At 39.9% G+C, this 19,626-nt stretch carries 21 protein-coding genes; 9 read left to right on the forward strand and 12 right to left on the reverse strand.

Annotated features, from left to right (window positions below; translation table 11 throughout):
• The first annotated feature begins 36 nt into the window (after positions 1-36).
• Positions 37-867, forward strand: a complete 831-nt coding sequence (locus WKV44_07950; GenBank protein ID MEM5948476.1) for a recombination protein O N-terminal domain-containing protein — start codon at positions 37-39, stop codon at positions 865-867.
• Positions 868-1,001: 134 nt separating this feature from the next.
• Here WKV44_07950 and WKV44_07955 read toward each other — a convergent pair whose 3' ends face one another.
• Both WKV44_07955 and WKV44_07960 read right to left on the reverse strand, forming a co-directional pair.
• Positions 1,002-3,758, reverse strand: a complete 2,757-nt coding sequence (locus tag WKV44_07955) for a hypothetical protein (GenBank protein MEM5948477.1) — start codon at positions 3,756-3,758, stop codon at positions 1,002-1,004.
• Between the two features lie 52 nt (positions 3,759-3,810).
• A complete protein-coding gene (locus WKV44_07960) occupies positions 3,811-4,119 on the reverse strand; it encodes a thioredoxin family protein (protein MEM5948478.1) in 309 nt (102 codons plus the stop codon).
• A gap of 87 nt (positions 4,120-4,206) precedes the next feature.
• On the opposite strand from WKV44_07960, the gene WKV44_07965 reads away from it, so the two are divergent.
• From WKV44_07965 to WKV44_07980, 4 genes are read left to right on the forward strand one after another with little or no spacing between them, the layout of a single operon-like run.
• A complete protein-coding gene (locus WKV44_07965; protein ID MEM5948479.1) occupies positions 4,207-5,055 on the forward strand; it encodes an ABC transporter ATP-binding protein in 849 nt (282 codons plus the stop codon).
• Entirely contained in the window at positions 5,052-5,816 is a 765-nt protein-coding gene (locus WKV44_07970; protein ID MEM5948480.1) for a hypothetical protein, read from the forward strand. The genes WKV44_07965 and WKV44_07970 overlap by 4 nt, the downstream gene beginning before the upstream one ends.
• Positions 5,806-6,192, forward strand: a complete 387-nt coding sequence (locus WKV44_07975; GenBank protein MEM5948481.1) for a GntR family transcriptional regulator — start codon at positions 5,806-5,808, stop codon at positions 6,190-6,192. The genes WKV44_07970 and WKV44_07975 overlap by 11 nt, the downstream gene beginning before the upstream one ends.
• Complete coding sequence (locus WKV44_07980) at positions 6,173-6,862, forward strand: DUF2807 domain-containing protein (GenBank protein MEM5948482.1); 690 nt, start codon at positions 6,173-6,175, stop codon at positions 6,860-6,862. The genes WKV44_07975 and WKV44_07980 overlap by 20 nt, the downstream gene beginning before the upstream one ends.
• A gap of 101 nt (positions 6,863-6,963) precedes the next feature.
• Here the strand turns inward: WKV44_07980 and WKV44_07985 are convergent, their stop codons facing one another.
• Complete coding sequence (locus WKV44_07985) at positions 6,964-7,542, reverse strand: peptidylprolyl isomerase (GenBank protein ID MEM5948483.1); 579 nt, start codon at positions 7,540-7,542, stop codon at positions 6,964-6,966.
• Between the two features lie 84 nt (positions 7,543-7,626).
• Here WKV44_07985 and WKV44_07990 point away from each other — a divergent pair, with 84 nt between their 5' ends.
• Positions 7,627-8,670, forward strand: coding sequence for a polyprenyl synthetase family protein (locus tag WKV44_07990; GenBank protein ID MEM5948484.1), 1,044 nt, complete (start codon positions 7,627-7,629; stop codon positions 8,668-8,670).
• Positions 8,671-8,718: 48 nt separating this feature from the next.
• On the opposite strand, the gene WKV44_07995 is transcribed toward WKV44_07990, so the two are convergent.
• The 9 genes from WKV44_07995 to fabZ form a co-directional block, all read right to left on the reverse strand.
• Positions 8,719-9,060 (reverse strand): P-II family nitrogen regulator, encoded by a 342-nt coding sequence (locus WKV44_07995; protein MEM5948485.1) that lies wholly within the window; start codon positions 9,058-9,060, stop codon positions 8,719-8,721.
• A gap of 10 nt (positions 9,061-9,070) precedes the next feature.
• On the reverse strand, positions 9,071-10,270 hold the full coding sequence (locus WKV44_08000) for an ammonium transporter (GenBank protein ID MEM5948486.1): 1,200 nt from the start codon (positions 10,268-10,270) through the stop codon (positions 9,071-9,073).
• Between the two features lie 281 nt (positions 10,271-10,551).
• Positions 10,552-11,442: a 4-hydroxy-3-methylbut-2-enyl diphosphate reductase gene (ispH, locus tag WKV44_08005; GenBank protein MEM5948487.1), complete on the reverse strand. Its 891-nt coding sequence runs from the start codon at positions 11,440-11,442 to the stop codon at positions 10,552-10,554.
• Between the two features lie 45 nt (positions 11,443-11,487).
• On the reverse strand, positions 11,488-12,075 hold the full coding sequence (pdxT, locus tag WKV44_08010) for a pyridoxal 5'-phosphate synthase glutaminase subunit PdxT (protein MEM5948488.1): 588 nt from the start codon (positions 12,073-12,075) through the stop codon (positions 11,488-11,490).
• Positions 12,076-12,081: 6 nt separating this feature from the next.
• Positions 12,082-12,987 (reverse strand): pyridoxal 5'-phosphate synthase lyase subunit PdxS, encoded by a 906-nt coding sequence (pdxS, locus tag WKV44_08015; protein MEM5948489.1) that lies wholly within the window; start codon positions 12,985-12,987, stop codon positions 12,082-12,084.
• 246 nt (positions 12,988-13,233) lie between these two features.
• Positions 13,234-13,575 (reverse strand): hypothetical protein, encoded by a 342-nt coding sequence (locus tag WKV44_08020; protein ID MEM5948490.1) that lies wholly within the window; start codon positions 13,573-13,575, stop codon positions 13,234-13,236.
• 139 nt (positions 13,576-13,714) lie between these two features.
• A complete protein-coding gene (locus WKV44_08025) occupies positions 13,715-14,185 on the reverse strand; it encodes a hypothetical protein (protein MEM5948491.1) in 471 nt (156 codons plus the stop codon).
• A 161-nt stretch (positions 14,186-14,346) separates the two neighbouring features.
• Positions 14,347-16,254 carry an AMP-binding protein gene (locus WKV44_08030; GenBank protein MEM5948492.1) on the reverse strand — a complete coding sequence of 636 codons (1,908 nt, stop codon included), beginning with the start codon at positions 16,252-16,254 and terminating at the stop codon, positions 14,347-14,349.
• Positions 16,255-16,377: 123 nt separating this feature from the next.
• The gene (gene fabZ / locus WKV44_08035; protein ID MEM5948493.1) at positions 16,378-16,809 is read right to left on the reverse strand and encodes a 3-hydroxyacyl-ACP dehydratase FabZ; all 432 of its coding nucleotides are present in this window, start codon (positions 16,807-16,809) and stop codon (positions 16,378-16,380) included.
• Between the two features lie 143 nt (positions 16,810-16,952).
• Between fabZ and accB the strand changes: the two genes are divergently transcribed.
• From accB to accD, 3 genes are read left to right on the forward strand one after another with little or no spacing between them, the layout of a single operon-like run.
• Complete coding sequence (accB, locus tag WKV44_08040; protein ID MEM5948494.1) at positions 16,953-17,423, forward strand: acetyl-CoA carboxylase biotin carboxyl carrier protein; 471 nt, start codon at positions 16,953-16,955, stop codon at positions 17,421-17,423.
• A complete protein-coding gene (gene accC / locus WKV44_08045; GenBank protein MEM5948495.1) occupies positions 17,420-18,742 on the forward strand; it encodes an acetyl-CoA carboxylase biotin carboxylase subunit in 1,323 nt (440 codons plus the stop codon). The genes accB and accC overlap by 4 nt, the downstream gene beginning before the upstream one ends.
• On the forward strand, positions 18,739-19,626 hold the full coding sequence (gene accD / locus WKV44_08050) for an acetyl-CoA carboxylase, carboxyltransferase subunit beta (protein MEM5948496.1): 888 nt from the start codon (positions 18,739-18,741) through the stop codon (positions 19,624-19,626). The genes accC and accD overlap by 4 nt, the downstream gene beginning before the upstream one ends.

Here is a 19,626-nt window from a genome sequence, read left to right on the forward strand (position 1 = left end):
ACTAGAAATGGATTCATCTATAAAGTAAAAAAAAAGATGAGAAGAAACAAGCATTATAAAGCAATAGTACTCTCCTCTCGCTCCTTTGGAGAACACAACCGCTATATAAGCCTGCTCACACAAGAAGGCATAATAGACGCCGCAGTCTACGGAGCAAGAAAACCCTCATCCCGCTTTGCACCTGCAAGCCAGATAGGAGCTGCAGGCGACTACTACCTGTATTATAACCCAGTAAAAGACAACTACAAACTCACAGACACAGCCGGCACAAAACTCCTTGCAAGCTCCGTGCTACCCGTAAGCGCAAGCTTTATCTTCTTCTCAGAGCTCGTGCTTTCTACCCATGCAGCAGGACAGCCTAAAGAAGTCTGGAAACTAGCAATCTGGCTCTGGCGCAGACTCTTTATAGGACTGGAAGAGGACGGCACATTTGTGGCAAAAAGTGGCGGTGCAGACATAACCCTAAGTCCTATAAAAACATACAACTTACATCGACTCACCATGTTTCTTCTCTACACAGCACTCCATTATATGGAAATAATGGGACTCCTGCCTGACTGGCAAACATGCAGCCACTGTACAAAAAGCCTTGCAAAACAACCCGCGATATGGACAGAAACCGGACTTCTATGCCCAGCATGCAGCGGCACAAGCGCAGAATACACCCACGGTCGCATAACCCTAACGGCAGCACAAAGAACAATACTCTCTGACATAGCAGAAGGCCGACAGAACCCGGACACCCACCCACTAAGCTCGCCAGACCTCTACTCTGCAACACTCAACCTACTTTTGGAAAAAACAGAAAGAATAGCAGAAAGACGAATAAAAAGCCTCATATTTCTGAGACAATGCCTGAGTCTTTAAAAATCCCTTTACACCGAACGGTCTTGCCGCGCCCCATCATGCAAAAAGTATAGCAGGGCGCAGCAAGACCTGCCTTCGGCAAAAAATAAAGAGAAGCATATCAGGCAAAAAATAACAACAGCACAGCCATATCCCTAATAAACAATCCCCGCATCAAGCCATAAACCCGGTGTGAGCTGACCATCCACTCTTCCTGCCCAATACACACCAGAAGTAACGGACAAACCGCCTGTGGGTATACCTACAGAAAAATCATTTACAAGCCCGATACCAGCTGATATATGAGAAAAAGAAAAAGAAGGCACTACGGAAGACTCGTTATAAGAACCCAGCTCAGAAAAACCGGCAATTCTTATTCTTTTTAAAGACAGATAAGAGCTTGCTGCCCAATCGGGATAAAAAACAGGAAAATCATAATACAGCCTTCCTGTGGCAACATTCTTTGAATACTTTGGAGCGGAAACTCCATATACAATATCAGAAGAAACCGCAAACACAGGAGTCTGTAGAGAAGAAAAAGACAACTGCAGACTTGAGTGAGGAATACCCCCAGGCAGAAAAAAATCCATTTTTTCTTTACCTATACTATAGGACATATCCTTTTCCGGAAAAGTAATAAGAGCTGTGGATACAGATAAGCCTAGTATTGGAAAAACATCTCGTATGGAACCCATAAGTAAAAAAGAATAATCCAGACCGTATTTGATACTAAGCAGCAAGCCTATATTATTATTTATAGCATTTATAGAAACAGAAGGTATAAGATAAGAATAGCGGGAATTGAAACTCATCACATTATTGGAAAAATTGAAAGGCAGTGAAAAAACAGCAGAATATTCCGAAGAAAAATCCGATGACAACGTATCGTAAGAATATATACCACTTAGACTTAAGTAAGGAGAAAAATAATAACTCCAAAGCCCTCTTATACCGGAGTCGGAAAAATTGTAAGCACCAGATAGCATAAATCCTGTTCTGCCAAAAATATCATTGGAAAATAGGATTAAGGAAGCACTCCTAAATACAGAATACTTATCCTCCGGATTGCTTATATCAGCCGGCAGAATAGTCCAAGAATGGAAATTAATACTATTTATGATGGGATTATAGTCGGATATAGAATATTGCTTTATATCCATATCCTTCAGATGAGAAGAATCAAAAACAGATTCTAAGTTTTTCGGTTTTTTTGCACATACTACACTTATATCATCCAGTTGAGAAATAGGCATCCACTCCAGGGGATTGATATTCTTTGTTCTTATTATATCCCCATGAGAAGAATAGAAATCCGCATAGTAGAGGACACCATCTCTGACATAAGGATGATGAGCCATGTACTTTCCTGTTGCAACAAGATAGATATCATTGCTGTAATCCGTGTTGAGAACTGAGAAAATAGCTGTATAACCTTTGAAATCCGCAGAAAACAGTATTCCATCGTTATAAAATACTGGATTTTTTATAGTATACAGTCCAGGTGGTATCACTATTTTTGTTTTTGCTGTTTTTACGCTTATTACCAGTAGAGAGCTTCCTTCTATGGAGTTTGCGGATATAGCTATCTGTTCTCCATTATCATCAAGTGCAAGATAAGCCGGCATAATACCTGAGGGTAGAGTATACGAGAAAAAAGGAGCCTCTTCAAAACCTCTGTTTTTATTTGTAAACAATTGTATTTGCGCCCTGTGGTCATCTCTCATCCTGGCTGCAACTATGAGATTGCCGTCTCTGTTGCATGATATTGCAAAAAACTTTTCCTTTTGTGTGAGCTTTTCTCTTTTCCCTGTCTTTATATCAAGTCTGTGAATATTGCTGTAGTTTATGTTAGGATTATTGGTTTTATCGTATTCTAGCCAATAGATATAATTATCTGATATCGCAGATTCAAAATAAGAGGGAAGTCGGAGTACTGTTTTTTTTGTCATATCTTTACGATATACATTAATGGTGTTTGCCTTTTCGAGAGAAAAACTTTCTGTATATATCAGGTCATCGATTATATGCATCTGAGAGTATGATATAAAATCTTCTGACATATCTTCTATAAGCTTCTTTCCTGAGAGGACCGGCTGTTTTTCTATCTGCTCATTCCATAATGCTGAGTATTCTTTAATCATTTCATTGTAAATATCTGCTATTTTTTTTCCTGTAACGGACTTTATTGATGATTCCAGTGATGAAAAAGGAAAATATGAGGCTTTATTTATAATTTCTCTAAGTTTTTCTTCTCCGTATTTCTCTCTTATATACGATACAAGGTGATATCCAAGGACATAGTGATTGGGCAGATACTTTTTGTAAGAACGGTTTACCATAAGGTTGTATGAGATTTTTTGTTCTATTGCAAGAGCTCTAAAAAGAGCGGAAAACTCAGGGTCCCTTCCTCTTCCCTTATCTGACAACACTGTTTCGTTCCAGACTGCATCACCTTCTATAAACCAGAACGGATACGTAAAAAGATGAGCAGCTTCTCCATATTCTCCACCTAATGTGTAGAATAAAACCCACAAGCCTTGTCTCTGAGAATCCATCTGGGCCATATGTCTTGTCTCATGGGAAGCCAATGCTGCATACCAGTCACCGGAAAAAGAGGCTACTGGTGTATCAAACCACATACTCACTGAGGGAGCGATGCTGACAAAGCCGTTAGGCACCATGCTGTCTTTTGTCAGTACAACTTGCCACTTTCTTGCTGGTTTTTTGTTGCTTATGCTGTAGTTTTCTTTTATGGAGTTTTCCAGCATGTTAGCTACAATGATTGCATCTCTTGTGTATGATTCCCTAAAAATTATCTCGTAATGCTCGGTTTCTATTTTTTTCCATGGATTATCAGCAAATATATCTGTAATGCAAAAAAATAAAAGCAAGAGTATTGCCGCTTTTTTCATCCAATTCCCCCTTTTGTGGCTGTGAAGAGATTATTTGTTTATAGTATAAAAATTATGATAGCTCAAGAATTCGCTTTTTTATATATTCCACAGGCAGTATCCCTGTAGCTTTTTCTCCTATTCTGTATATCCTGCAGGTAAAGCCTACTTCACCAGGTTCTTTTCCTGTTTCAATATCCTTTTTATCCAAAAGTATGGATGGAGAGCCCATAAACCTGTACTTTTCTGCTTCTTCCGGAGAGCTTACCAAGATATCCTCAACATCAGTGATAATACCAAGTTCTGATAGCGCCTTGTCAAGGTTTTTTCTTGTCTCTTTACTGTTAGGACAGCCTTCAAAATATAAAAATTGTATCTTCATGTTGCTAATATAACACTTTTTTTTGCAAATGGCTTGTGTTTTATGTGAACCTGTGTTATACTTTACTATAACACTACAGGGGATTGTATGAAAGAGATTTTGAGAATAGATAAGCTTTCGTTTTCCTATGGCAAGGAAATCCTGTTTAAAGAGCTTTCTCTGTCAGTACAAGAAGGCTCTATTGTAGGTCTTCTTGGAGAAAACGGAGCAGGTAAGACTACGTTTTTAAAACTTATAACAGGCCAGCTTTTTCCTGATAAAGGGGTGATTGATTTTTGTGGTTATAATCCAGAGAAAAGGGAGCCAGATTTTTTAAAATCTGTGTTTTATGTCCCTGAGGATTTGCAGGTCCCTGATGTTTTTTTTAAGGAATATGTTGATTATACTGTTCCTTTTTATCCTAATTTTGATTCTTCTATTTTGGATGAGCTCGTAAAAGAGTTTGAAGTTCCTAAAGACAGTAAGTTTTCTTCTATGTCTATGGGACAGAAGAAGAAGGCAGTACTTGCCTTTGCCATTGCTTCTGGTACTCCTGTGCTTATCTTGGATGAGCCTACCAATGGTCTGGATATCCCTTCCAAGAGAACGTTTAGGCGTGTTGTTTCCAGATTTGCAGCAGATGGCAGAACTTTTATAATTTCCACACATCAAGTAAGGGATATGGAGCGTCTTATCGACCCTGTTGTTATCATTCATAAAGGAGTTGTGCTTCTTAATGCCTTTATGGATGATATTGTGGAGTCTATAAATATCAGGCTACTGGCTGATGAGCCCTCTGGATCTTTTATTTACTCGGAGAAAGTTCCTGGGGGATACGCTGTTGTATCGGAAGGCCGGTGTGTCTCGGATATTGATCTTGAGCTACTTTTTAATGCTGTACGAGGAAATCCTGATTTTTTTAGAGCCAATCTTATGCAGGGAGGAGGTGTTTTATGATGGGTTCTATTTTTTCTCCTGCCAGATTTTTTTATTTTTCTTTGCGCGATTTTGTTTTTAACAAAAAAAACTATATTTTGCTTGCTGCAATAACATTTGGTATTACGGTTGTTATTTCTTTTTTTTCACAATATTTTAGCAGCAATATTGTTTCTGCAGATAACTCCAACGGCTCGTTTTTTAGTACATATCTGTTTTTTTCTACTCTTGGTGTTGCTGCTTCTTCCTTTGATTATTATAAGAAAAACAGTCTTATGAATGATGCTTTTATGCTTCCAGCTTCTTTTTTTGAAAAATGGTTGTTTGCTTTTGTCAAAACTCTCATTTTGTGGCCTATTGTTTTTATTGCTGTTGTTTTCCTTGGCTTTTTTATAGGGGAATTTTTAGGAAGTCTCGTGTTCTCTGCTTCTTTTTCTCCTTTTCCTTCTTTTGTTCACAGTATAGGTCCTGTTTTTTCTGGGGATTATATGTTAGGGTTTATATCTTCTCATGCTATTTTCTTTTTTGGTGCCGTATTTTTCAGAAAAAATGCTTTTTTTAAGACCCTACTATCTATTATATGTTTTTTTGTCATTTTTGTTTTATGGCTTATTCTGTGGGCTTATGTATTTGCTTTTTCTTCCTCTATGGTATTTGATGTGTTTTCCCGTATGTATTTATCCTGGGATGTTATTCGCATGATTTATATATTTGTTATTGTGTTTTTCTGGGGTATGTCTTTTATACGTTTTAGAGAGCTGGAGAACATAAATGGATTTTGAGAGTCAGAAGCCTATTTATATTCAGATTGCAGACCTTATATGTGAGAGAATTCTGAGGGGTAAATATGTGCCTGGAGGGAGGATCCCTTCTATAAGGGATTTCTCTGTAGAGCTTGAGGTCAATCCCAATACTGTTTTTAAAACTTATTCTTATCTTCAATCTATGGGGATAATTATGACGTTGAGGGGGAGGGGGTTCTTTGTGTCGGAGGATGGCTATAAACTTGTTCTTGATATGTGGAGAAAGCGTTTTTTAGAAGAGGAACTTCCCGATGTGTTTAAAAAAATGCGGTTTTTAAAGATAAGTTTTAAAGAGTTAAAAAGTTATTATGATAAATTAGAAGAGGGAGAGTTCTATGAGAAAAAAGATTTCTAATCGTATTTTACTTGGTGGTGGTATAGTATTTCTTGTCTTTAGCTTTTTTATAGTGCTGATTGTTTTTCTATATAATGGTCAGTCCAAAAAACAGGATATTGCTTCCACTATAGAAAGTAAGTTTTCTTTTCCTGATGGCAAATACGCTGGTCTTGATATTCATGGTTCGTGGTCAGTATTTGTTAGTTTTGGAGATGTCTGGAATGCCAATTTTAATATAAAAAGGGGTAATCCATCCGATGTAAAGGTGAGTGTTTCTGGTTCTGTTCTTATTGTTGATGTAGTATCAGGTAGTGATGTTAAGGGGGATATCTATGTTACGATGCCGGAGCTTAAAACCCTATCTGTGTTGGGTTCTTCTGATATAAGTATAAAGGGGTTTGAGGAAAAAAAGCTTGATGTTAATGTCTCTGGTGCTGCAAATATTTCTGCCGAAGATTGTAGTTTTTCTCTGCTGGGTTTGGATATATCAGGTGCCGGTGCGGTGGATTTTTCTTCTGTTTCTGTTGATGATGTTGTTCTTGATTTGAGCGGGGCGTCTTCTGTTAAAATAATGGCCAATAAGAGCGTAAAAGGTGAGGTCTCCGGTGTTTCTTCTGTTGTTATCTATGGGAATCCTGAGGTTGTGGATATAGATTCTAGCGGGCTTGCCAGTGTTCTTCGTAAGTAGATTGCATGTTTCTTAAAAAAAAGCTGCTGCCGTAAAGCGGCGGCAGCGTTCGGTATAATTTTTATATCTTTTTTGAGTTATTTGTTTTGTTTTATCTGTACTTAGTTGCCGGAGGTAAAGGTGGAATACAGCTTTTTTTCCTGCTCGGTTGGTTCTCTTATTGCAAGAATTGTTACTTTGAAGATAAGGGTTTTACCGGCAAGGGGATGGTTTAGGTCTACTACAATGGTGTCTTTGTTTTTTTCTATCACTGTTGCCGGAATAATGCCTTGTTGTGTGTCCACTCCTATTATGTCGCCTATTTCTACGGTAGAAGAATCGGATAGTCCCAGATCTTCATAATAAAATCTTTGAACTGCGTTCTTGTCCCATAGTCCATAGCCTTTTTCCGGGGGTACTATTATCGTTCTTGTTTCTCCTACGTGCATGCCTATTATGCCTTCTTCCAGTCCTTTTATTATCATTCCACTGCCGATTATAAAGATAAGGGGGGCATCAGGAGGGCTTGCTGCAAATTGTGTGGAGTTGGTGAGCATGCCGGTATATGAGAGTTGTACAAGAAGGCCTTTTTTTACTGTTTCCTGATTTATGTCTGGTTTGTTATCTGCAGTTTCCTTATTGCTTACGCAGCTTGTAAGAATACTAATAATTATAAGGATATATAAAAATATGTGTCGCATAATTCCCCCTTTAAAATATTCTAACATATGGAATTTTATTCTGCAACAATGGTAATATGAGGCAAACTATACGGTGGAGAGGGCATGATAAAGGAATTTTTATCTCAACAGCGGTCTATGATAGCAAAGAAAATCGAGGATGCAGAAGAGTGTCTTTTAAAAGAGACAAAACATGTGTCTGCTTTTTCTGATGATGCGGTAAGATGGTTATGCCAGTTTTCTCTCAGGGGCAAAATGATAAGGGGAGCTCTTGTGATATTGGGTTCCAGCTTGTATGCAGAATCGATTAGCGATAGCGCTTACTGTGTGGCGGCGGCTCTGGAGCTTTTTCAGTCCGGGCTTCTTATACATGACGATATAATGGATAATGATAAAATACGACGTGGAGATAGGTCTTTGCATCATAGATATACTATGGAGCTTGCCAATGTAAACAATAGTCCGGAAAAGACAGGGGAGTCTCTGGCAATTTGTGTGGGGGATCTTGCTTTTTTTGCTGCATATAAGCTTCTTGCGGATGCAAAAATAAGTCCGGCTATTTTGGCTATTATAAGCACAGAGTATGCAAAGGTCGGGCTTGCTCAGATGGATGATGTATATTATTCTTCTACTAATAAAGAAATATTGTTAGAAGATGTTCTAAGGGTCTATAGATATAAGACAGGTAGGTATACTTTTTCTCTTCCTCTTGCAGTTGGAGCTATGCTTGCAGAAGCCCCGCAGGAGGATATAAGGCTCCTTGAGGGAATAGGGGAGCTCTTGGGGCAGGCTTTTCAGGTTATGGATGATGTTATAGGGATAATGGGTAGCTCAGACATAACCGGCAAACCGGAAGGTAGTGATATAAAAGAGGGTAAAAGGACAGTACTTTGGCTTTTGTTAAAGGACAGGTTAGAGCTAAGCCAGCAAGAGAAAATACTCTCTTTATGGGGACGTGATATAAGCTCTTATCAGCTTAATAAAATAAGAAAGGCAATAGAAGATTTGGGTGTCCTTGACGAGATAAAAAAAATGATATCGGAGTGGAATGCAGAAATTCTTAATAACTTGAAAGCACTTTCTATTGATACGAAAAAGAAAAAAATACTTGAGGAACTTGTGAAGTATAATACGGAGAGAAGTTTTTAGACAGGTTTTTATAAGAATAGCCGGGTAAGACCCGGCTACTGTATAGTTTTAACCTATGGCTTCTTTTCCTTCTTCTCCTGTTCTTATCCTGTATACTTCTTCCAATGGAGTAACAAATATTTTTCCATCGCCTATGTTACCAGTTTTTGCGGCTTTCATAATAGTTTCTATTGTGGGTTTTACAAACTCGTCATTTACGGCAATTTCTATTCTCACCTTGGGAAGGAGGTTTATCTGAGAAATGTGTCCTCTGTATTTTTCTGTATATCCTTTTTGTTGTCCGCAGCCTCTTACATGTGATACTGTCATTTTGTGTATTTCTGCCTTAAAAAGGGCTTCTTTTACATCGTTTAATTTTTCCGGTCTTATTATTGCAACTATTATTTTCATGATTTGCTCCTTATAGTGTTTCTTCCGGATTGGCTTCTATTCTGTGATATGTAAGGTCAGAGCCAATCATCTGCTCCTGCTCGCTCATCCTAAGCCCATAGATGAGGTCAATTATTTTATAGAGAATAAAGCCTAAAAATAGAGCATACAATACGGCAGCAAGAGAGCCTACAATCTGAGCGCCAAGGCTAAGCTCCTTTACAGCTCCTAGTGCCTTATGACCGAATATTCCAGCAGCAATACCGCCCCATGTTCCGTTTATGCCGTGGAGGGGCCATACTCCAAGTACATCATCTATTTTGAGAACTTCTGTTTCCCAATGGAATAGTTTTACAAATATAAAAGAGGCCACAAGTCCTATTATGATTGCCGAAATGGGGTGTACTACATCTGAGCCTGCACATATTGCCACAAGACCTGCGAGTGCACCGTTGTGAGTAAAACCAGCATCGTTCTTTGAGAATAATAAGCCACCTATGGCACCTGCTGTCATCGCAAAAAGGGAATTGATTGCTACCAGTCCTGATATTTCTGTCAATTTCTGAGCACTCATGACATTAAAACCAAACCAGCCTACAATCAGAATCCAGCTTCCAAGTGCCAGAAAAGGGATATTGCTCGGCCGTATATCGAGTGTCCCGTCATATCTACCTCTTCTTGGGCCAAGAATAAGAATTCCTGCCAGTGCGAGCCAGCCTCCTATAGAATGTACAACTACTGAGCCTGCAAAATCATGCAAACTGTTTCCAAAAATGTTTGTGAGCCAGTTTTGGAAGAAGGATATTCTTCCCCATATGAGGCCTTCAAAGAAGGGATATATTATTGCAGCTATAAATATTGCAGCTATTGTCTGGGCAAAGAACTTTATTCTTCCTACTACACCACCTGATATTATGGCAGGCACCGCAGCGGCAAAGGCTGTAAGAAAAAAGAACTTTACCATCTCGTAGCCATGGTCATAGGTGAGAAGTTTTGTATCGCTGTATAAACTTATGCCGTATGCTACTACATAGCCTATAAAGAAGTAAATCAATGTTGTAACAGACCAGTCAAATAATATTTTCTGAAAAGCATTGACCTGGTTTTTTTTGCTTACTGTTCCGGCTTCCAGAAAAGCAAAACCACCGTGCATGGCAAGTATCATAACCGCTCCAAGCAGTATAAACAAAACATTGCCCGCACTTGTCAAAGATTGCACAGATGTTTCCATTGGTATTTCTCCTTACATTTTTGTAGTATTTGTGCAAATATTATATTTTTTTGTAGTTTAATGTCAATATGTTTTCTTTTGAGTTCTTTTATTATGTTTATGCTTCTTTTCTGAATGTTGTATTATTTATTTTTACATTAGTGCAAGTAGATGCTTTTTGTAACTTGTTGTATTGGTAATGTTTATGAGATAAAGGCAGAGATTTTTTGTTGTTTTTGGATTTGCTTAAGAATATGGTTATAGTAACTCTAAGTCATAAGTCAGAGAAATAAAAAATCGAATCAGTTTTCCACAGGAAATTTTTGTTTTATATGGTTGATTATTTCTTTCTCCTGACTTTTTGGTGTAGAGGAAGAAGATACAATCTGCAGTCTTTTTACTTGTTCAAGATGTTGTTCTATTGCTATAAGGTCATCCAAGCATGTTATAAACCATGTGTTTTCTGATTTTTCTCTGAGAAGCTCGTAGAGCTTGCTTGCATTGGAGGATGAGTGGTCACCTATCACCAGGCTTGCATCCACATCCTGCTGCAATTTAAGAGCAGCTTCTTCTCTCATGGATGTTATGGAGCATACAGAATTATGAATTTCTATCTTATATCCTGGCAGATTTTTTTTTGCCAACTCTGCCATGTAGAAAAAAAGTTCTTCTTTTGCTGTGGTCTGTGAAACGAGAAGTAAGTTGTGCAAGGACATGAGCTTTTTATCCTGCTTTGCCCTGTTGTAAAAAAAATCTTCCATTTCTTCTTTTGTTTTTAGAACCCAGTAGTCTCCGGCATAACTTATGAGACCTTGTACCTCAGGATGCTCCCTTTTACCACTTATGATTGTTCCGTAGCCTTTATCAGCATACTCTCGTATTACTTTTTGCAGAGCCTTTACCTTATAACAGGTCAAGTCGGTTACCCTATATTTTTTTCTTAAAATTTCTTCTGTTTGTCTAGGAATCCCATGTGTACGAATGATAACATGAGAATCCTGCGGAATATCTTCTATACTATTTTTTACAAATACACCGCGGTTTTCTAGTTCTTCTGTAAAATACCTGTTGTGTATGAGCTGTCCCAGGACATATATCGGTTCTTTACTAGATTCTGCCCTTTTAAATATTTCTTTTTCTGCCTTTTTTACACCTGGACAAAATCCGGAGAAATCCGGAAAAAAAATTCTCATAGCCCCATCCGTTTATACTGTAAATCATACAAAAAATAAGCAGGACTATAAGAGTCCTGCCACTTCCTGTAAAAAGTATTTGTGTATTGAGGTGTCGTCGGTAAGCTCGGGATGAAAAGTAGCAGCAAGAACAGGACCCTTCTTTACAAGAACAGGAGTGTTTTCAAAAAAAGCAAGGCTCTCCACTCCTTCTTGTGTCTCTGTTATCTTAGGAGCACGAATAAACACAGCTCGTATTGTATGCCTTCCCATGTTGCCAAGATCTGCCTCTATATCCGCCTCAAAACTCTCAACCTGCCTTCCATATGCATTGCGCTCTACAGTAATATCCAGTGCATCTAGATGTGTCTGGCCTGGATAATTGCTTATTTTGGAAGCAAGTAAAATAGCACCTGCACAAGTGCCAAAAACAGGCATTCCTTCTTTTATGAGCTTTTTAAGACCATCAAGCATATTAAAACGCTTTAGCAGCCTCAACATGGTTGTACTTTCTCCGCCGGGAATGATAAGAGCAGAGCAAGAATTGATCTCCTCAAGCGTTCTTACAATTTTACCCTCTGCACCTAGCTTCTCTAGCATAGCCAGATGCAGAGCATAGTCTCCCTGCAGGCCAAGAATACCAGTTGCAGCCATTATTACTTACCAGCCCCTCTTTGCAAGCTGTTCTCGCTCATCAAGAGAGCGTACGGCAATACCTGACATAGGTTCTCCAAGACCGCGGGAAATCTCTGCAAGCTTCTTGGGGTCATTATAGTAAGTAACAGCCTCAACAATAGCCTTTGCTCTCTTCTTGGGATCTTCTGACTTAAAAATACCGGAGCCCACAAAAACAGCCTCTGCACCCAGCTGTACCATAAGAGCTGCATCTGCAGGGGTTGCGACACCGCCCGCAGAAAAATTGGGCACGGGTAGCTTGCCTGTCTGAGCAATCTCGTATACAAGGTCAAAAGGAGCACCCAAAATCTTAGCCTCTGTCATGAGCTCCTCTTTGCCAAGCTGAGTAAGACGCCTTATGCCACCCATAACAGTGCGCATATGTCTTACAGCCTCCACAATATCACCTGTACCTGCCTCACCTTTGGTTCTTATCATGGCAGCGCCCTCTCCGATACGCCTCAGCGCCTCGCCCAGATCACGGCATCCGCAGACAAAAGGCACCTTGAAATCATGCTTCCATACATGAAAATCCTCATCTGCAGGAGTAAGAACCTCGCTCTCATCTATAAAATCCACCCCTAAAGCTTCAAGAATCTGAGCCTCTGCAAAATGTCCTATGCGGCACTTAGCCATAACAGGAATGGACACAGCCTCCTGAATCCTTATAATGATCTCAGGATCGCTCATCCTTGCGACACCGCCCTGAGCACGTATATCGGCCGGAACCCTCTCCAGCGCCATCACAGCCGCAGCGCCGGCATCCTCGGCAATCTTAGCCTGCTCGGGCGTTACGACATCCATAATCACACCGCCCTTAAGCATCTCTGCAAGCCCCACCTTGGTACGCCAGGTCGCAGTCTGCCTCTCTGACCATAATTTTTCGCTCATATCATACCTCTTATGCTATTTTCCTTATCAAAACAATATGCAAATAAAGCCCTCATCGTCAAGAGAATAATGGGATAAAAAACCTTCTTTATAAGTATGAATAAAGCATATACCGAACGTGCGGGACTCAAAAGAGTCCCGCACTGCCACCGGCAGAAGAAAGCAGATAAGCTTATTCCTCTGTATCTATTTTTATCACCCCAAAAGACACTGTATTTACTCCATATAAATATCCGTTTTTTTCTTTCATTTTATAAAAGAAACATCGTTAAGCGTTGCGACTATTACCGGATTATATGTATCGCTGGTATCTATCATATATAGCTCACTTCTACCAAAACCCAAACCGTATAATGCATACAAGTAATTGCCACTGGATTCCAGGGTTACTATAGATTTAACTTGTTTATTTGTAAAAGCAGCTATCTCCTCTGGATTATGAAGATCACTAATATCAAAGATATAAATTTTAGGAGTGTATACAGAACCACAGTAAGTTATATTGCCGTTTATGCCCAAATACCTCTCGCCATCTCCTGTTTCCAGTGCACCTATTGGACTTAAATATACAGGATCTGAGATATCCATAATTATAAAAAGGCCTCCAAAAATAGTAGTCAGGTATAGGTAGTTTCCTTGTTTTGCATTGAAATTATCTCATCAGCCATAGTATATGAGCTTCTTTAATATACGTTAGAAGGATCCGATATATCCAGCTTATTATTTTTTACCCTCTGATTATATAGGCGTATCTTCCGTTTACTATTATTGTATTTGCATCGGATGTATATATGCCGGAAAGTCTCGGAATGGTGATTATGCTTGTATTGAAAATACGCAGAGGCCCTGATGTGTTATTGGCTATATAAGCATATCCTGCAAACACATCTAATCCAGATCCGGCACCTGCTCCATGATATCCAGTACCTTTTAAAACAGGTTTGTCTGGGTATGTTATATCCACTATATAAAGCTGACCTTGATTATGACTGATATAAGCATTTTTTCCGTAGAGTTTGATATCTACTTCTCTTACAGAATCTGTTCTTACTATTTCTGTTAGCCTTGGTCCTTGTTCTTCTGGTGTTGCTTGATTATTATATGCAGAAAATAATAAAATTGTAAAAGCTATGGATGCAAAAAGGAGTGTTTTTTCATAGTATCCTCCTTTTGCCCTATAATGTATTTTACACAGTATAGCATTGTTTTTTTATTTACCAATCAACATTTTGATTTAAAAATTTTAGTGTTCTGGAGACTGCAAAAGACTTGACTGTATTGTTGCCACAGGCAGGATTAGCGCAGGCCATTCATGGTTTTATTCTATGCAGGCCTGCGCTAATCCGTTCGGTATAAGATTTATGAAAAAAGGCTTTCTATTTCTTCTTTGTATAGTTCTTGTATGACATGGCGCTTGATTTTGAGAGAGGGGGTGAGTTCTCTTCCCACTTCAAATTGGTGGTTAAGTATCTTAAATCTGAAGATTCTCTCAAAGGCTTTGAAGCCTTCCCTTGGACTTATTAGACGGTTTATCTCGTCGCTGAGTGTTTCTTGTATTTCTGCGCTTTCCAGAAGTTCTTCATATTCTATGTAGTTTATGTTTTTTTCTGCGGCTATGCGCTCAAGGTTCTCTCTATCCGGTACGATTAGTGCACCAAGAAATTTGCGGTCCTGTCCTACTACGATTGCGTTTTCTATTAGCTCCGATTGTTTGAGTTTTTCTTCTATAGGCCCGGGTTCCACGTTCTCGCCGCCACGTAGCACGATTGTGTCCTTTGCTCTCCCTACGATTGCAAATTCTCTACCATGGGTAAACCTTACGATATCACCTGTACAGAGCCAGCCGTCTTTGAGAACTTTCTCTGTTTCTTTTGGTCTTTTGTAATAACCATACATGTTTTGAGGGCTTTTTATCCAGAGTACGCCTTTGTGTCCTGGTCCCATTATGTGTCCATTGTCGTCTACGACCTTATACTCAAGCTTATCAAATATGGGACCAACTGTGCCTGTCATTGGGCGTTTTTGGTTTCTTACAGCAAGAACCGGGCCTGTTTCTGTAAGTCCATAACCTTCCAATACTGGGATTCCTGTTGCCTGGAAGAAGGAGTCAACGTGAGGTGGAAGTGCTCCGCCGCCTGATATGCCGCATCTAAAACGTCCTCCTAGCTTGGACTTGAGCTTTTTAAAGACAAGAACCTCTCCCAGCCCACGGAATGGTGCAAGAATAAGCAGAGGTACTGCTGCAACTACCTTATCCACTATTCTGTTTCTGGGCAAGAAATCTGGTAAAAGTCCCCGGAACATGTTTAAGAAATAGGAATACATCTCGCCGACCCATACAAAGAAGCTAAAGAGCATTTTTGTAGCTGTTGGACTTTTGTTGATATTTCTGTATATCGCGTTTCTGATTCCCTCAAATACTCGCGGTACTGCAGCCATCCACTGAGGTTGTATCTTTGCCATATCCGCCAATAATATTTTGCCTATTGGCTTGGAGTAGGCAATTGTTGCGCCTCTTTCTATGACTATGTAATCTACAGCTCTTTCAAAAGAATGCCATACAGGTAATATTGAAAGGAATATTTCTCCTGGTTCAAGAAATAGATAATCCTTTATCATGTCTATCTGGAATATAAAGCTCTTGTGCGGGAGCATAACGCCCTTGGGCTCTCCTGTTGTTCCTGATGTGTATATTATTGTTGCAAGATCATCTCCTGTTGTTTTATCTATTTCTCTGTCAACGATATCAGCATCTTTTTCAAGCTCTTTTGCTCCTTTTTCCAATAGCTCAGAGAAGGTTATAAGCTCTATATCATCGGGCAGGTTTTTACAATCTGTTTTTTTGCCTTCTATAAGAATTATTTTTTCTATGTTTTTGGGCTTTTTTGTTTCTATTATTTTGTCAACAAGATTTGGTGTTTCTATGATTACAATTTTTGCTTCACAGTGTTCTAGTATGTATACGATTTCCTCTGGGGTAGAATCGCTTCCACGTGGAATATCAGTTGCTCCCAAAGATAGAATGGCCATGTCCAGAGTTATCCACTCCCACCTGTTATCACTTATAAAGCCTATCTTGTCTTCTTTTTTTACGCCTTCTGCCATAAGTCCTGCAGATAGCTTTTTTACCTTTTCCCACCATTCCGAATAGCTCATGGGGATAAATGTCCCTTCCGTATTTTTTGACATTATTGCGGTATTATAGGGAAATTTCTCTACAGTTTGCCGTATTCTCGCGGGAAGAGAATCAAACTTCTGCTCCAACATGTATATTGCCTCCGTTACGTCCTTTGTATTTACAATATCAGATAGAATGCCTTTGCCACAAAACAAAAAAAAGAGGGCGTTTGCCCTCCCTGATTACATTGTAATATGATTTTTTTTGTCTGTCTACTTTTCTATGGGGGCATCACCCACGAGACAGAGCCATTCGGCTTCTGCTGCAAGCTCATCTCCTACATAGGCTTTTCCTGCTTGCTTTATCATTCTTGCCGATATTCTTATGTTGTCTATGACAAGCTTTACCTTGTCATTGGGTCTTACCTGCCTTCTAAATTTTGCCTTGTCAACTGTTGCAAGAAAAAACAGAGCATCGTCTCCTAGTTTGCCAAGAGCACGAACTCCGGCTCCTCCTGCCTGCGCCATGGTTTCAACAAGAATGACTCCAGGTACTACAGGATACTCAGGGAAATGGCCTTTAAAGAAATATTCATCTTCTTTATAGGTTCTGTATGCTACAATCCGCTCGTCCGATATAGTCTCAAGCTCATCTACGTATAAAAAAGGTTCTCTATGAGGTAAAAGAGATTTTATGTCTGTCATTTTTGTCTCCTTTGCATATTTTATTCCAGTATATCTGATCTGTGCTGTTAAGACAAGTATAATTCGGCCATTGACCGATAAAATGATTGACTAAGTGTTATCATCGTGGTAGCGTGTTTTTAGTAATGGAAATGGAGGAAAACATGAAGCTGGATGATATTTTTACGATTATGGACAAATTTTCTGCAAGTAATCTGGATGTTATTAAGATAAAAGACGGTGATTTTTCTATTGAACTCAAAAAACACCCTCAAGGTGGAGTTGTTCTGCCTGCGCAGTCTACTGCTCCTGCAGTCTATGCTCAGACAGTTTTGCCTGCTGATCAGCAGCAAGTATCTCAGCCTGTATCGGAAAATCCTACAGTTTCCGCTGGTGCGGAGATAGTTACTTCTCCAATAGTAGGTACATTTTACAGAGCTCCTTCCCCCGATGCTCTTCCTTTTGTAGAAGAGGGGCAGAAAGTCAAAAAAGGCGATACCCTTTGCATAATAGAAGCGATGAAGATAATGAACGAGCTTGAGGCAGAATATGACATGGAGATTGTGAGGGTTCTCGTAGAGAACGGTACGATGGTAGAATATGGCACACCGCTTTTTGAGGTAAAGAAGATATGATAAAATCTCTTCTTATTGCAAACCGTGGAGAGATTACTGTCAGGGTTATCAGGACATGCAAGGAGATGGGAATACGTGCTGTTGCCGTATACTCGGAGGCTGACAGAAACTCTCTTGGTGTAAGAATGGCTGATGAGGCTGTCTGCATAGGTCCTCCTGCATCTAGAGACAGTTATCTCAATCAAAACAATCTTATATCGGCTGCTGTACTTACAGGTTGTGATGCAATACATCCAGGTGTCGGTTTCCTTGCCGAGAGAGCAGATTTTGCAGAGCGGGTGATAAATGAAGGACTTATTTTTGTAGGTCCATCTCCTGAGGTCATAAGGCTGCTGGGAGATAAGGTGCAGGCAAAAGATACCGCAAAAAAATATGGTGTACCTGTTATACCTGGAAGTGACGGTGCTGTATCCGATGTAGAAGAGGCAAAAAAGATAGTAAAAGACATAGGACTTCCTGTTATAGTTAAGGCTGCCTCCGGAGGGGGTGGAAAGGGAATGAGAATAGTCTGGAAAGAGGAGGATATAGAATCTACTCTCAGAATAGCATCCCAGGAAGCAGAAAGCGCATTCTCTGATGGAACACTCTATATAGAAAAATATATTCAGAATCCCAGGCATGTTGAGATACAACTTCTTGCTGATTCCCATGGCAATGTTGTACATCTGGGTGAGAGAGATTGCTCTGTGCAGCGCAACCATCAGAAGCTGATAGAAGAAAGCCCCTCTCCTGTTGTTTCTGACGAAATGAGAAAGAGGATGGGGGAATCTGCCGTAAGACTTTTTAAAGAAATAGGATATGTCGGAGCAGGAACAGTTGAGTTTCTTGTGGAGGGAGATAATTTTTATTTTATGGAAGTAAATGCTCGTGTCCAGGTAGAACATCCCGTAACGGAGATGATAACTGGAATTGATATAATAAGAGAGCAAATTCTTGCAGCGGGAGGAGCTAAACTTAGCGTCACCCAGGATGACATAGACCTCAAAGGCTATGCTATGGAATGCAGAATTAATGCAAAATCGCCCGGAAAAGTAAAATCATATTATGCACCTTCCGGCTTTAATACACGTGTGGACAGCTTCCTATTTAATAATGCAGAAGTCTCTCCCTTCTATGATTCTTTGGTTGCCAAGATAATTGTTAAAGCTGACACCAGAGAAGAAGGAATAGCCAGAATGTTAAGAGCATTGGATGAGCTTGAAATAGACGGAGTTGCGGTCAATACGGAAGAACAGAAAAAGATAATAGCGCATCCTCTCTTTAGAAACGGAGATTTTGGCACTGACTTTATCAACAGGATAGAAGGAGGCGATAGGTGAGCCTTTCTGATACATTAAAAAAACTCTTAGGAGGAGTTAACTCTGCTTATAGACCGGAGCTCAAGACTGACCTGGGGATAAGCGCAAGACGCTTTGTAGAAAAAAAACACCAGTGTCCAGTATGCCAGACCCATCTGGAATCCTGGCAGCTTACGGAAACCCGATATGTATGTCCCACCTGTGACCATCACTTTAGACTCAATGCATGGGAGAGGATACACTTCCTTGCAGATGAAGGCAGCTTTAAAGAAACCGATTCTGATATAAGAAGCAAGGACCCTCTTGGGTTTCCGGGCTATGCGGATAAAATAAAATCAGCAATGGAAAAAACCGGTCTTAACGAAGCTGTTGTAAACGGAATCGCAAAAATAGAAGGCAGAGATCTTGTCATGTCTGTAATGAGCTTCTCCTTTATAGGAGGAAGCATGGGCTCCGTGGTAGGAGAAAAAGTAACACGTGCAATGTTGAGAGGAATAGAACAAAGATTGCCTGTATTGGTGGTAACAGCATCTGGAGGAGCAAGAATGCACGAGGGGATATTTTCCCTCATGCAGATGGCAAAAACCTCCCATGCTGCAGCCCTTATGGAAAAAGAAGGCATACCTCTTTTTATACTTCTAACAGATCCCACTACAGGCGGAGTTACAGCCTCTTTTGCAATGCTTGGTGATGTGATACTTGCAGAACCCAACGCTCTTATAGGCTTTGCAGGTCCTAGAGTAATAGAAGGCACAATCAAGCAGAAACTCCCGGAGGGATTCCAGAGAGCCGCATTTCAGCAGGAAAAAGGGTTTGTGGACGCTGTGGTGCATAGGAGCAAACTGAGATCAACACTGGCTTTTCTCATAGACACCCACAGCATATCTCAGAAAGGATGGTTGTAA

It is taken from the genome of Spirochaetia bacterium 38H-sp (assembly GCA_039023545.1).
Classification (GTDB): domain Bacteria; phylum Spirochaetota; class Spirochaetia; order Winmispirales; family Winmispiraceae; genus Rarispira; species Rarispira pelagica.

What these genes read in the sequence shown, in the direction of transcription:
- WKV44_07975 (MEM5948481.1), top strand. Translation starts at nt 5,806, where the DNA reads ATGGATTTTGAGAGTCAGAAGCCTATTTATATTCAGATTGCAGACCTT.
- ispH (MEM5948487.1), bottom strand. Translation starts at nt 11,442, where the DNA reads ATGAGAATTTTTTTTCCGGATTTCTCCGGATTTTGTCCAGGTGTAAAA.
- WKV44_07990 (MEM5948484.1), top strand. Translation starts at nt 7,627, where the DNA reads ATGATAAAGGAATTTTTATCTCAACAGCGGTCTATGATAGCAAAGAAA.
- WKV44_07980 (MEM5948482.1), top strand. Translation starts at nt 6,173, where the DNA reads ATGAGAAAAAAGATTTCTAATCGTATTTTACTTGGTGGTGGTATAGTA.
- WKV44_07995 (MEM5948485.1), bottom strand. Translation starts at nt 9,060, where the DNA reads ATGAAAATAATAGTTGCAATAATAAGACCGGAAAAATTAAACGATGTA.
- WKV44_08000 (MEM5948486.1), bottom strand. Translation starts at nt 10,270, where the DNA reads ATGGAAACATCTGTGCAATCTTTGACAAGTGCGGGCAATGTTTTGTTT.
- WKV44_07955 (MEM5948477.1), bottom strand. Translation starts at nt 3,758, where the DNA reads ATGAAAAAAGCGGCAATACTCTTGCTTTTATTTTTTTGCATTACAGAT.
- pdxT (MEM5948488.1), bottom strand. Translation starts at nt 12,075, where the DNA reads ATGGCTGCAACTGGTATTCTTGGCCTGCAGGGAGACTATGCTCTGCAT.
- WKV44_08020 (MEM5948490.1), bottom strand. Translation starts at nt 13,575, where the DNA reads ATGGATATCTCAGATCCTGTATATTTAAGTCCAATAGGTGCACTGGAA.
- WKV44_08030 (MEM5948492.1), bottom strand. Translation starts at nt 16,254, where the DNA reads ATGTTGGAGCAGAAGTTTGATTCTCTTCCCGCGAGAATACGGCAAACT.
- WKV44_07965 (MEM5948479.1), top strand. Translation starts at nt 4,207, where the DNA reads ATGAAAGAGATTTTGAGAATAGATAAGCTTTCGTTTTCCTATGGCAAG.
- fabZ (MEM5948493.1), bottom strand. Translation starts at nt 16,809, where the DNA reads ATGACAGACATAAAATCTCTTTTACCTCATAGAGAACCTTTTTTATAC.
- WKV44_07960 (MEM5948478.1), bottom strand. Translation starts at nt 4,119, where the DNA reads ATGAAGATACAATTTTTATATTTTGAAGGCTGTCCTAACAGTAAAGAG.
- accB (MEM5948494.1), top strand. Translation starts at nt 16,953, where the DNA reads ATGAAGCTGGATGATATTTTTACGATTATGGACAAATTTTCTGCAAGT.
- WKV44_07950 (MEM5948476.1), top strand. Translation starts at nt 37, where the DNA reads ATGAGAAGAAACAAGCATTATAAAGCAATAGTACTCTCCTCTCGCTCC.
- accC (MEM5948495.1), top strand. Translation starts at nt 17,420, where the DNA reads ATGATAAAATCTCTTCTTATTGCAAACCGTGGAGAGATTACTGTCAGG.
- pdxS (MEM5948489.1), bottom strand. Translation starts at nt 12,987, where the DNA reads ATGAGCGAAAAATTATGGTCAGAGAGGCAGACTGCGACCTGGCGTACC.
- WKV44_07970 (MEM5948480.1), top strand. Translation starts at nt 5,052, where the DNA reads ATGATGGGTTCTATTTTTTCTCCTGCCAGATTTTTTTATTTTTCTTTG.
- WKV44_07985 (MEM5948483.1), bottom strand. Translation starts at nt 7,542, where the DNA reads ATGCGACACATATTTTTATATATCCTTATAATTATTAGTATTCTTACA.